Source organism: Streptomyces sp. NBC_00887 (genome assembly GCF_045207585.1).
In genome coordinates, this window is record NZ_CP108788.1 from 8,080,637 (window position 1) to 8,092,511 (window position 11,875).

General features: G+C 70.5%; 11 protein-coding genes. 4 read left to right on the plus strand and 7 right to left on the minus strand.

The annotated features are described in order from the left end of the window. Positions 1-4: 4 nt before the first annotated feature. Both OG844_RS36785 and OG844_RS36790 read left to right on the plus strand, forming a co-directional pair. Positions 5-508: a PH domain-containing protein gene (locus OG844_RS36785; RefSeq protein ID WP_406389315.1), complete on the plus strand. Its 504-nt coding sequence runs from the start codon at positions 5-7 to the stop codon at positions 506-508. Continuing rightward, positions 505-2,013, plus strand: coding sequence for a PH domain-containing protein (locus OG844_RS36790; RefSeq protein ID WP_406389314.1), 1,509 nt, complete (start codon positions 505-507; stop codon positions 2,011-2,013). Before OG844_RS36785 ends, OG844_RS36790 begins: the two co-directional genes overlap by 4 nt. A 13-nt stretch (positions 2,014-2,026) precedes the next feature. On the opposite strand, the gene OG844_RS36795 is transcribed toward OG844_RS36790, so the two are convergent. The 6 genes from OG844_RS36795 to tkt form a co-directional block, all read right to left on the minus strand. Next, on the minus strand, positions 2,027-2,386 hold the full coding sequence (locus OG844_RS36795) for a VOC family protein (protein ID WP_406389313.1): 360 nt from the start codon (positions 2,384-2,386) through the stop codon (positions 2,027-2,029). A gap of 70 nt (positions 2,387-2,456) precedes the next feature. Next, entirely contained in the window at positions 2,457-3,239 is a 783-nt protein-coding gene (gene pgl, locus OG844_RS36800) for a 6-phosphogluconolactonase (RefSeq protein WP_383182105.1), read from the minus strand. Next, complete coding sequence (gene opcA / locus OG844_RS36805) at positions 3,236-4,267, minus strand: glucose-6-phosphate dehydrogenase assembly protein OpcA (protein WP_406389312.1); 1,032 nt, start codon at positions 4,265-4,267, stop codon at positions 3,236-3,238. The genes pgl and opcA overlap by 4 nt, the downstream gene beginning before the upstream one ends. Then, positions 4,264-5,796, minus strand: coding sequence for a glucose-6-phosphate dehydrogenase (gene zwf / locus OG844_RS36810; protein ID WP_406389311.1), 1,533 nt, complete (start codon positions 5,794-5,796; stop codon positions 4,264-4,266). The genes opcA and zwf overlap by 4 nt, the downstream gene beginning before the upstream one ends. A 5-nt stretch (positions 5,797-5,801) precedes the next feature. Further along, positions 5,802-6,920: a transaldolase gene (gene tal, locus OG844_RS36815; RefSeq protein WP_406389309.1), complete on the minus strand. Its 1,119-nt coding sequence runs from the start codon at positions 6,918-6,920 to the stop codon at positions 5,802-5,804. A 34-nt stretch (positions 6,921-6,954) separates the two neighbouring features. Beyond that, positions 6,955-9,042: a transketolase gene (gene tkt / locus OG844_RS36820; RefSeq protein WP_406389308.1), complete on the minus strand. Its 2,088-nt coding sequence runs from the start codon at positions 9,040-9,042 to the stop codon at positions 6,955-6,957. 285 nt (positions 9,043-9,327) lie between these two features. On the opposite strand from tkt, the gene OG844_RS36825 reads away from it, so the two are divergent. Together OG844_RS36825 and OG844_RS36830 are read left to right on the plus strand one after the other, a co-directional pair. After that, the gene (locus tag OG844_RS36825) at positions 9,328-10,281 is read left to right on the plus strand and encodes a heme o synthase (RefSeq protein WP_406389306.1); all 954 of its coding nucleotides are present in this window, start codon (positions 9,328-9,330) and stop codon (positions 10,279-10,281) included. Positions 10,282-10,378: 97 nt separating this feature from the next. Beyond that, complete coding sequence (locus OG844_RS36830; RefSeq protein WP_406389304.1) at positions 10,379-10,741, plus strand: hypothetical protein; 363 nt, start codon at positions 10,379-10,381, stop codon at positions 10,739-10,741. Positions 10,742-10,813: 72 nt separating this feature from the next. On the opposite strand, the gene OG844_RS36835 is transcribed toward OG844_RS36830, so the two are convergent. Beyond that, complete coding sequence (locus OG844_RS36835; protein WP_406389302.1) at positions 10,814-11,794, minus strand: COX15/CtaA family protein; 981 nt, start codon at positions 11,792-11,794, stop codon at positions 10,814-10,816. Between the last annotated feature and the right edge of the window lie 81 nt (positions 11,795-11,875).

The following is an 11,875-nucleotide window of genomic DNA, read 5'->3' on the forward strand; positions in this document are numbered from 1 at the left end:
GCCGATGGGCTGGGGGGCGGGGACGGTAGCACTCAGGCCGCCACGGAACACACCGGCTCCGCGGGCCGTCGGATGGTGGCGGGCCCAGTGGCTGCTGCTGACGGCCGCTCCGGTGGCCGTGCTGGGCTTGCTGGGAGCCTTCATCGCTCCGGCCAGGTTGTGGCTGCTGGTGCCCGCGGCGGCGCTGGCGGTCATCGGCCTGCTGTGCGCCGTCCTCTTCCCCCTCTGGTGGTTCCGCACCCATCGGTGGGAGGTCACCGACGACGCGGTCTACGTACGGACCGGTGTCTTCCTGCAGGAGTGGCGGATCGCGCCGATGTCCCGCATCCAGACGGTGGACACGGTGCGCGGCCCGCTGGAGCAGCTCTTCGGACTGGCCACGGTCACGGTCACCACCGCGTCCGCCAAGGGGGCCGTGCGGATCGAGGGCCTCGGCCACGAGGCCGCGGCCGAGCTCGTCGAACGGCTGACCAGGGTCACGCAGGCCACGCCCGGGGACGCCACGTGAGCACCGCCGCGGCCGAGGACCTCCGGTGGCGGCGGATCCACCCGCGCACGGTGCTGGTCACCGCGCTCGTCACGGCAGGAGTCGTGGCCGGCGCGGCCGTACCGGCCGTCCTCGCGCTGTCCGGCCGGTTCGGATACACGCGGGCCATCGGCTGGGCGCTGGCCGGGGCGGCCGTCCTGATCGGGTGCGCCGCCGCCGGTGACTACGTGCGGTGGCGGCGCACCCGCTACCGCATCGGCCCCGAACGCGTCGATCTGCACACCGGACTTCTGCTGGTCAGACGGCGCTCACTGGACCGGACGCGGATCCGCAGCGTCGACCTCACCGCCCCCGTGCACCTTCGGCTCCTCGACCTGGTCACGGTGCGCATCGGCACCGGCGAACATACGGGCGGCGAATCCACCCTGGAGCTGGACCCCGTCTCCCGGGCGGAGGGGGAGCGGCTTCGCCACGAACTCCTCGACCGTGCCGCGGAGTCAGGCTCCGGGACGCACCGCGAGGGCGAACTGGCCACGCTCGACCCGCGCTGGATCCGCTACGCACCGGTCTCCTTCGTCGCCCCCGCGCTGGGCGGTGCCGCGGTCGGCGGTCTGCTGCAGATCAGCGAATGGGCCGGGGTGCAGGGAGAGGTGATCGACTGGGTCGCCGACCGGTTCCTCGACACCCCGCTGGTCCGGGCGATCGCGGTCATGGCGGGAGCCGCCCTGGCCGCCGGTGTCGTCGGGGCACTCGGCCTCTGGGTCGAGATGTGGTGGAACTACCGTCTGGAACGCGAACCCGGCGGCACCCTGCGCGTGCGGCGGGGACTGCTGACCTCCCGCTCCCTCTCCGTCGAGGAACAGCGGCTGCGCGGCGTGGACCTGGTGGAACCGCTCGGCGTACGGCTGTTCGGCGCCGCGCGGGTGGACGCGATCACCACGGGGCTGACCAAGGACGAGGAATCACAGGGCGCCGACCACAACACCCTGCTCCCGGCGGCGCCCCGCCCGCTGGCCGACACGATCGCGGGCGAGGTCCTGCGCGAGACGAGGACCCCGACCGGTGCCACGCTGACCGCCCACCCCCGCGCGGCCCGGAGCAGGCGGCTGCGCCGCGCGCTGGGGGCCGTTCTGGTCCCCGTGCTGACCCTGGCTGTTCTGGGCGCCGCACTCACGCCCGTACTGCTGTGGATCGCGACGGCCTGTGCCGTGGTGTTCCTCCCCCTCGCCGTGCTGCTGGCCCTCGACGCGTACCGGGCACTGGGGCACACCGTCAGCGGCGACTACCTCGTGACCCGGTCCGGCACCGTCCGGCGCTCCACGGCAGCCCTGCAGCGGACCGGGGTGATCGGCTGGACGGTGAAGCAGTCCTGCTTCCAGCGCCGGGCAGGACTGCTGAGCGTCACCGCCACGACGGCAGCCGGGGCCGGTGCGTACACCGCGCACGACACCGACGCCTCCGAAGGCCTCACCTTCGCCGCGGAGGCCGTGCCCGGCCTGCTGGAGCCGTTCCTGGAGCGCACCTGAGGCGCGCGGGTGGTCAGCCGTGCGTCGTATCGATGACGCAGAAGCGGTTGCCCTCGGTGTCCGCGAGAACCACGAAGTCCGGATCCGGCGGATAGAGCTCCCACGCCACCGGCTGCGCCCCCAGCCCCGTCAGCCGGGCCACCTCGGCGTCCTGCTCGTCGGTGTACAGATCGAGGTGGACGCGCGGCACCTCCTGCACGGGCGACTCGCTCCGCCCCAGGGCCAGTCCGGCGCCCGGCCCCTCGGCCGGGACCAGCACCACCCAGTCGTTCTCGAGCGGCTCACGCTCCACATAGCCCAGCGCCGCCATCCAGAAGTCCGCAGCGCGCCGTACGTCCGACGCGCCCATCACCACAGTCCCGATTCGCACCATGGTGCCACCCTGGCACGACGGAGGCCCGGCCCGCTCCTGGGAGCGGAACCGGGCCTCGGACGACCAGTGCCTACGCGGAGGCAGGCGGGTAGAGCGCACGCGGCAGCCGCGAGGCCGCCGCCGCGTCCAGCAGCCACAGCGTGCGGCTGCGGCCGTACGCGCCCGCCGCCGGGGCCTGGATCTCCCCGGCACCGGACAGCGCGATCTCCGCCGCCTCGGCCTTGTCCTCACCGGCCGCCAGGAGCCACACCTCGCGCGCGGCCCGGATGGCGGGCAGCGTGAGCGAGACACGGGTGGGCGGCGGCTTGGGAGCGCCGTGCACACCGACGACGGTGCGCTCGGTCTCCCGTACCGCCGGCAACTCCGGGAAGAGCGACGCGACATGCGTGTCCGGGCCGACGCCCAGCATCAGCACATCGAACGTCGGTACGGGCCCGTGGTCCTCCGGGCCCGCCGCGGCAGCCAGTTCGGCCGCGTACCCCGCGGCGGCGGCATCCGCGTCACCGCCATAGGGACCGTCCGACGCGGGCATCGCGTGCACCCGGGACGGGTCCAGGGCCACCGCGTCCAGCAGGGCCTCGCGGGCCTGCGTGACGTTGCGCTCCGGATCGCCCTCGGGCAGGAACCGCTCGTCGCCCCACCACAGGTCGAGCCGCGACCAGTCGATCGCGTCCCGCGCGGGCGAACCGGCGAGCGCGGCCAGCAGGCCGTTGCCGTTGCGCCCGCCGGTGAGGACCACCGAGGCCGATCCGCGCGCGGCCTGGGCGTCCACGATCTTCGTGATCAGCCGGGCCGCCGCGGCCTGGGCCATCAGCTCCTTGTCGCGGTGCACGACGAGCTGCGGAGCACTCACTTCGAGGCCGCCTTCTTGGCCGCGGCCTTCTTCGCGGCCGGGGCCGCGGCACCGGCCGGGGACGACGGCTTGTGACCGGCACCGACCGAGGACGCCTCGGTGGGACCGCCGAGACGCTCCACGCCGAACTTCACCGTGGCCTCGTAGATGTTGTCCGGGTCCAGCCGCCGCAGCTCCTCCGCGAGGAGCTCGGCGGTCTCCCGCCGCTTCAGCGCCACCGCACGGTCCGGCTGGCCCACCATGGAGAGCGTGGCCAGGGAACCGTCGGCCCGGTCCAGAACGATGACACCGTTCCTGGTCTCCAGCCGCACGGCCGTCAGACCGGGACCGGCGGACAGGGTGCGCTCCACCGGGACACCGAGCCGGTCCGCGAGCCACATGGCCAGCAGTTCGCAGCTCGGGTTGTCCGACTCGCCCTCGACCGTCGCCGAGACGACCTGGGCGGGCTGCTGGTCGAGCGCGGCCGCCAGCATCGAGCGCCACGGCGTGATGCGGGTCCACGCCAGGTCGGTGTCACCCGGCTGGTACGTCGCCGCACGCACCGCGAGCTCGTCGAGCGGGTGCTCGGCCGAGTACGTGTCGGTGATACGGCGCTGGGCCAGCGCACCCAGCGGGTCCTTGGCCGGGTCCGCCGGGGCGTCCTCGGGCCACCACACCACGACCGGGGCGTCCGGCAGCAGCAGCGGCAGGACGACCGACTGGGCGTGGTTGGCCAGCTCGCCGTGCAGACGCAGGACGACGGTCTCGCCGGAGCCCGAGTCGGAACCGACCCGCACCTCGGCGTCGAGGCGGGCGTCACGCCGGCTGCGCGGCGAACGGCTGATCCGCTTGATCACCGCGATGATCCGCGAGGGGTGCTCGCGAGAGGAGTCGGCCGCCGCCCGGAGGGCGTCGTAGGCGTTCTCCTCGTCGGTGACCACGACGAGGGTGAGCACCATTCCGATGGCCGGGGTGCCGATGGAACGGCGGGCCGACACCAGGGCCTGGTTGATCTTGCTGGACGTGGTTTCCGTGAGATCGATCTTCATGGCCGGCGCCAGCTCCGTCCGTCGCGTGCGAGCATCTCGTCGGCCTCGGCCGGACCCCAGGTGCCGGCCGCGTACTGGGCGGGCTTGCCGTGCTTGTCCCAGTACTCCTCGATCGGGTCGAGGATGTTCCAGGAGAGCTCGACCTCCTGGTGGCGCGGGAAGAGGTTGGCGTCGCCGAGCAGGACATCCAGGAGAAGCCGCTCGTACGCCTCCGGGCTGGACTCCGTGAAGGACTCGCCGTACGCGAAGTCCATCGTGACGTCCCGTACCTCCATGGAGGTACCGGGCACCTTGGAGCCGAACCGCACCGTGACGCCCTCGTCCGGCTGCACCCGGATGACCAGGGCGTTGCCGCCCAGCTCCTCCGTCGCACCGGACTCGAAGGGCAGGTACGGGGCGCGCTTGAAGACGACCGCGATCTCCGTGACCCGGCGGCCGAGCCGCTTTCCGGTACGGAGATAGAACGGCACGCCCGCCCAGCGGCGGTTGTTGATCGTCAGCTTGATCGCGGCGAAGGTGTCGGTCTTCGACTTGGGGTCGATACCGTCCTCCTCCAGATAGCCGGGGACCTCCTCGCCGCCCTGCCACGCGTGCGCGTACTGGCCGCGCACGGTGTGCTTGCCCAGGTCCTCCGGCAGCTCCACCGCCGTGAGCACCTTGAGCTTCTCGGCGACCAGGGCCTTCGGGTGGAAGGAGCCGGGCTCCTCCATCGCGGTCAGCGCCAGCAGCTGGAGCAGGTGGTTCTGGATGACGTCACGGGCCGCGCCGATGCCGTCGTAGTAGCCGGCCCGGCCGCCGATGCCGATGTCCTCGGCCATCGTGATCTGGATGTGGTCGACGTACGACCTGTTCCAGATCGGCTCGAACATCGTGTTGGCGAAGCGCAGCGCCAGGATGTTCTGGACCGTCTCCTTGCCGAGGTAGTGGTCGATACGGAAGACCTCGTTCGGCGGGAACACATCGTGCACGAGCTGGTTGAGCTCCTGCGCGCTGGTGAGGTCGTGCCCGAACGGCTTCTCGATGACGGCACGCCGCCAGGAGCCCTCCTTCTGGTCCGCCAGCCCGTGCTTCTTGAGCTGCTGGACGACCTTGGGGAAGAACTTCGGCGGTACGGACAGGTAGAAGGCGAAGTTGCCTCCCGTGCCCTGTGCCTTGTCGAGCTCCTGGATCGTGTCCTTCAGGGTCTCGAAGGCGTCGTCGTCGTCGAAGTTGCCCTGGACGAAGCGCATCCCCTGGATGAGCTGCTGCCAGACCTCTTCACGGAACGGCGTACGCGCGTGCTGCTTGACGGCGTCGTGGACCTCCTGGGCGAAGTCCTCGTCCTGCCACTCGCGGCGTGCGAAACCGATGAGCGAGAAGCCCGGCGGCAGCAGGCCGCGGTTGGCCAGGTCGTAGACGGCGGGCATCAGCTTTTTACGGGACAAATCGCCCGTGACGCCAAAGATCACCAGGCCCGACGGCCCCGCGATACGCGGGAGCCGTCGGTCCTGTGCGTCACGGAGCGGGTTCACTCCGGGAACACCAGACAAGGTGGTCAGCCCTCCGAAGGAGCGAGGCGCTTGAGCTCGGCCTCGGTGGAGTTGAGCAGGTCGATCCAGGCAGCCTCGAACTTCTCGACGCCCTCGTCCTCGAGGAGCTGGACGACGTCGTCGTAGCTGATCCCGAGCTTCCCGACGGCGTCGAGCTCGGCACGTGCCTGCTCGTAGGTGCCGGCGACGGTGTTGCCCGTGATCTGTCCGTGGTCCGCCGTGGCGTTCAGGGTGCCCTCGGGCATGGTGTTCACCGTGCCGGGGGCGACCAGGTCGTCCACGTACAGGGTGTCCTTGTACGCGGGGTCCTTCACGCCCGTGGAGGCCCACAGCGGACGCTGCTTGTTGGCGCGGGCCCTGTCCAGGGCCGCCCAGCGGTCGGAGGAGAAGACCTCCTCGTACGCCTCGTAGGCGAGGCGGGCGTTGGCCAGAGCGGCCTTGCCCTTCAGCGCCTTCGCCTCGTCGGTGCCCACGGCGTCCAGACGCTTGTCGATCTCGCTGTCCACACGGGACACGAAGAACGAGGCCACCGAGTGGATCTTGGAGAGGTCCAGGCCCGCGGCCTTCGCCTTCTCCAGGCCCGCCAGATAGGCGTCCATGACCTCGCGGTAGCGCTCCAGCGAGAAGATCAGCGTCACGTTGACGCTGATGCCCTTGCCGATGACCTCGGTGATCGCCGGCAGGCCGGCCTTCGTCGCCGGGATCTTGATGAGTGTGTTCGGCCGGTCCACCAGCCAGGCCAGCTGCTTGGCCTCGGCGACGGTGGCCGCCGTGCGGTGGGCCAGGCGCGGGTCGACCTCGATGGAGACCCGGCCGTCCTGGCCGTCGGTGGCGTCGAAGACCGGGCGCAGGATGTCGGCCGCGTCGCGGACGTCGGCCGTCGTGATCATGCGGATGGCCTCGTCGACCGTGACCTTGCGGGTGGCGAGGTCGGTGAGCTGCTGGTCGTAACCGTGGCCCTCGGAGATCGCCTTCTGGAAGATCGACGGGTTGGTCGTGACACCCACGACGTGGCTCTGGTCGATCAGCTCGGCCAGGTTGCCGGAGGTGATCCGTGTACGGGACAGGTCATCCAGCCAGATCGCCACGCCCTCGTCGGAGAGGCGCTTGAGTGCGTCTGTCATGAGAATTGCATCTCCTACTTGTCGTATGACCGGGTCAGCGCGCGGTGGCGGCGAGAGATTCCCGGGCGGCGGCGGCCACGTGGCCGGCGGTGAAGCCGAACTCGCGGAAGAGGACCTTGGCGTCGGCCGAGGCACCGAAGTGCTCCAGCGAGACGATCCGGCCCGCGTCGCCCACGTACCGGTGCCAGGTCAGACCGATACCGGCCTCGACCGCGACACGGGCCTTGACGGACGGCGGCAGCACGCTGTCCTTGTACTCCTGGTCCTGCTCCTCGAACCACTCGACACACGGCATCGAGACCACACGGGTCGGCACACCGGCCGCCTGGAGCTCGTCCCGCGCCTCGACGGCCAGCTGGACCTCGGAGCCCGTACCGATCAGAACGGCCTGCGGCTCGCCGCCCTCGGCCTCGAACAGGACGTAGCCGCCCTTGGCCGCGTCGTCGTTCGGCGGGTACGTCGGCACACCCTGGCGGGTCAGCGCCAGACCGTGCGGGGCGCCCTTGCCGAACACCTTGGTGTAGCGGCGCAGGATCTCGCGCCAGGCGATCGTGGTCTCGTTGGCGTCGGCCGGGCGGACGACGTTGAGACCCGGGATGGCGCGCAGCGAGGCGATGTGCTCCACCGGCTGGTGCGTCGGACCGTCCTCGCCGAGGCCGACCGAGTCGTGCGTCCACACGTACGTCACCGGCAGGTGCATCAGCGCGGACAGGCGCACGGCGTTGCGCATGTAGTCGGAGAACACCAGGAAGGTGCCGCCGTAGATGCGGGTGTTGCCGTGCAGCGCGATGCCGTTCATGGCCGCGGCCATCGCGTGCTCGCGGATGCCGAAGTGGATCGTCCGGCCGTACGGGTCGGCCTCGGGCAGCGGGTTGCCGACCGGGAGGAACGACGACGTCTTGTCGATCGTGGTGTTGTTCGAGCCGGCCAGGTCGGCCGAGCCGCCCCACAGCTCGGGGATGACCCCGCCGAGCGCCTGCAGGACCTTGCCGGAGGCCGCACGGGTGGCGACACCGTGGCCGGCCTCGAAGACGGGGAGCTTGTCCTCCCAGCCCTCGGGCAGCTCGCCGGCGGCGATGCGGTCGAACTCGGCGGCGCGCTCGGGGCTGGCGGTGCGCCACGCGGCGAAGGACTTCTCCCACGCGGCCTTGGCCTCGCGGCCGCGGTCCAGTGCCTCACGGGTGTGCGAGATGACCTCGTCGGAGACCTCGAAGGTCTTCTCGGGGTCGAAGCCGAGCACCCGCTTGGTGGCCGCGATCTCCTCGTCGCCGAGCGCCGAGCCATGCGCGGCCTCGGTGTTCTGGGCGTTCGGGGCGGGCCAGGCGATGATCGAACGGGCCGCGATGAACGACGGGCGCTCCGTCTCGGCCTTGGCGGCCAGCAGCGCCCGGTAGAGGCCCTCGGGGTCCAGGTCGCCGCTGGGCGACTGGTCGACGCGCTGGACGTGCCAGCCGTAGGACTCGTACCGCTTGAGGGTGTCCTCGGAGACCGCGGTCTCCGTGTCGCCCTCGATCGAGATGTGGTTGTCGTCCCACAGGAGCACCAGGTTGCCGAGCTTCTGGTGGCCGGCCAGCGAGGACGCCTCGGCGGAGATGCCCTCCTGGAGGCAGCCGTCACCGGCGATGACCCAGACGGTGTGGTCGAACGGGGAGGTGCCGGGGGCCGCCTCCGGGTCGAACAGGCCGCGCTCGTAACGGGAGGCCATCGCCATGCCCACGGCGTTGGCGACACCCTGGCCGAGGGGGCCGGTCGTCGTCTCGACACCGGTGGTGTGGCCGTACTCCGGGTGGCCGGGGGTCTTGGAGCCCCAGGTGCGGAAGGCCTTGAGATCGTCCAGTTCCAGGCCGTAACCGGCCAGGTAGAGCTGGATGTAGAGCGTCAGGCTGGAGTGGCCCGCGGAAAGGACGAACCGGTCACGGCCGGTCCAGTCGGCGTCCGCCGGGTCGTGGCGCATCACCTTCTGGAAGAGGGTGTACGCGGCAGGAGCCAGGCTCATCGCCGTACCCGGGTGGCCGTTTCCGACCTTCTGTACGGCGTCCGCGGCGAGGACGCGGACAGTGTCCACGGCCCGCTGGTCCAATTCGGTCCACTGGAGGTCTGTGGTGGTCGGCTTGGTGCTCACCCTGAGTCAGGGCTCCTCTCCACTGTTTGTAAACCGGTGGCTGTTACCGCACCGGGCATTGCCGAGCCTACCCCCGGAACAAGGCCTCACTTCTGCCCTTTCCACAGTGCGGGCGACCTGCGGAGTTCGCCTCCCGTATGAGCGCCACCGTTCACTTCTGCGCCACCCCAACACGACCCCACCCCCGCGAAGAGGGGCGTATCCGCAACGTCTACAGTGGTCTGGTTCGCGCAAGTCTTTACCGGGCCTTCATGCCCGGAGCTTGCTGGGATTTCTCTGTCAGGGGTGTGCGTGACGGCCGTCGAGTCCCGACCCGCAGGGGTCGCCTTGACTCCGAGCCCAGTGGGCCAGCGCCCGTTCGGGGCCCGCATCAAGGCATTCGTGGCACTTACCAAGCCGCGCATCATCGAGTTGCTGCTGATCACCACCGTTCCGGTGATGTTTCTTGCCGCTCAAGGCGTGCCCGACCTATGGCTCGTAGTCACCACCACCATCGGCGGATATCTCTCCGCGGGCGGTGCCAATGCGCTCAACATGTATATCGACCGTGACATCGACGCACTGATGGACCGCACGTCCCAGAGGCCGCTGGTCACGGGCATGGTGAGCCCGCGCGAGTGCCTGGTGTTCGGAATCGCCCTCGGAGTGATTTCCACGGTCTGGTTCGGCCTGCTCGTCAACTGGCTCTCGGCCGCGCTCTCGCTCGGCGCACTTCTGTTCTACGTCGTCGTCTACACGATGCTGCTGAAGCGCCGGACCTCGCAGAACATCGTCTGGGGCGGAATCGCCGGCTGTATGCCCGTACTCATCGGCTGGTCCGCCGTGACCAATTCGATGTCCTGGGCCGCGGTCATTCTCTTCGCCGTCATCTTCTTCTGGACGCCGCCGCACTACTGGCCGCTGTCGATGAAGGTGAAGGAGGACTACGCCCGGGTCGGCGTCCCGATGCTCCCGGTCGTCGCCTCCAACCGGGTGGTGGCCCGCCAGATCGTCATCTACAGCTGGGTGATGGTCGGCGTCTCGCTGCTCCTCACCCCACTGGGCTACACCGGCTGGTTCTACACGGCGGTGGCCCTGCTGGCCGGCGGCTTCTGGCTCTGGGAGGCGCACGGCCTGCAGAACCGGGCCAGGGCCGGGGTGACCGGCGGCAAGCTCAAGGAGATGCGGCTGTTCCACTGGTCCATCACCTATGTCTCCCTCCTCTTCGTCGCCATCGCGGTGGACCCCTTCCTGCGGTAGTCCCGCAGGTACGAAGCGCCGCCGACGGGCGGGGACGTGGCCTATGCCACGTCCCCGCCCGTCGCCCGTTGAAGTACCCGTCGGTAGCATCATTTTCATGGCAGAGACGGCAGAGCCCCAGACCCAGCAGACGGACGACAGCAAGCACGCGGCCCGCGCGGAGCGCAGGGCTGCGAAGCTCGCCAGGCAGATCGGCGCCTTCGCCAAGGCGCACGGCGGCGCCGAGGGGCAGCTCGCCTACCTCGGCCAGACGGGCACCCGCATCGTCCTCGTGGGTGAGGACGGCGGCTGGGGCGACCTGGTCGCCCCCTCCTACGCCGTCGCCGAGAGCGCCGCGCAGAAGTCCGGGATCACGATGCACGAGAGCTTCGACGGCGACTTCGCCTCCAAGATCCGCACGGGACCGTACGAGTGGACCCGGATGGCCGGTATCCAGCTCGGCGGCCCGTCGAACGGCTGAACCAGCACACGGCAACGGCCTCCGCCGTCGTACCCGCTCGGGTACGACGGCGGAGGCCGTTGTCTGCTCGGATCAGGCTACGGGCGTGTGCTCAGGCCGCTGTCCGGCCGCCGGGGCGGGAACGGTGGCCGTCGCCACCGGGCGCTCGCGCAGCGACAGCAGCAGCCGCAGCACGGCGATCCACATCAGGCCCGAGCCGAGCATGTGGAGGCCGACCAGGATCTCGGGGACGTCGCTGAAGTACTGCACGTACCCGATGGTGCCCTGTGCCACCAGGACGATCAGCAGGTCGCGGGAGCGCGCCCGGGTGTCGGCGGGGGCGTCCACGATCCGCAAGGCCAGCCACATCGCGATGGCCAGGGCGCAGACCACCCAGGCGGCGACGGCGTGCACATGGGCCGCGGCGGACCAGTCCCACGGCATGCGCGGTACGTCGCTGCTGTCCCCGGCGTGCTTGCCCGAGCCGGTCACCGTGGTGCCGAGAGCGATCAGGACGACCGAGGTCGCCACGATCGCCCCGGACAGGGTGCGCACCGGCTTCGGGGCGCGAGGGCGGCGCGGGCCGTCGCCCTCGCCGATCCGCACCCAGGTGAGGACGGCCACGGTGAGCAGGCAGTTGGCGAGCAGGAAGTGCCCGGCCACCGACCACGGGTTGAGGCCCGCCCAGACCGTGATACCGCCGATGACGGCGTTCCCCATCACGAGCCAGAACTGCGACCAGGCGAGCCGGGTCAGACCGTGCCGGCGGGGCTTCAGGGAGCGCGCCGCGATGATCGCCCAGCCGACCGCGGCCGACAGGACGTACGTGAGCATGCGGTTGCCGAACTCGATGGCGCCGTGCAGGCCCTGCTCCGGCGTGGCGAAGAGGCTGTCGTCCGTGCACTTGGGCCAGGTGTCGCAGCCCAGACCGGAACCGGTCAGCCGGACGGCACCGCCGGTGACGATGATGAACACCGTCATGACGACTGCGGACAGTGCGGCACGCCGGGCCGTCGTCATGGACGGCGTCCAGCGCTTGGCGATGTAGGAGAGGGGGGTTTCCACGCGCACCATCGTAGGCAACGGCTTGTGCATGTTTTCACGAGGGGTGGTGGTCATTCCCGGATGTCTCGCGACATCAGCGGTATGTCACCG

Bases quoted from the DNA above. Each gene is read 5' to 3' on its own strand.
- OG844_RS36785 (WP_406389315.1), top strand. From the start codon at position 5: ATGGGCTGGGGGGCGGGGACGGTAGCACTCAGGCCGCCACGGAACACA.
- OG844_RS36795 (WP_406389313.1), bottom strand. From the start codon at position 2,386: ATGGTGCGAATCGGGACTGTGGTGATGGGCGCGTCGGACGTACGGCGC.
- opcA (WP_406389312.1), bottom strand. From the start codon at position 4,267: ATGAAGATCGATCTCACGGAAACCACGTCCAGCAAGATCAACCAGGCC.
- tal (WP_406389309.1), bottom strand. From the start codon at position 6,920: ATGACAGACGCACTCAAGCGCCTCTCCGACGAGGGCGTGGCGATCTGG.
- OG844_RS36830 (WP_406389304.1), top strand. From the start codon at position 10,379: ATGGCAGAGACGGCAGAGCCCCAGACCCAGCAGACGGACGACAGCAAG.
- OG844_RS36835 (WP_406389302.1), bottom strand. From the start codon at position 11,794: ATGGTGCGCGTGGAAACCCCCCTCTCCTACATCGCCAAGCGCTGGACG.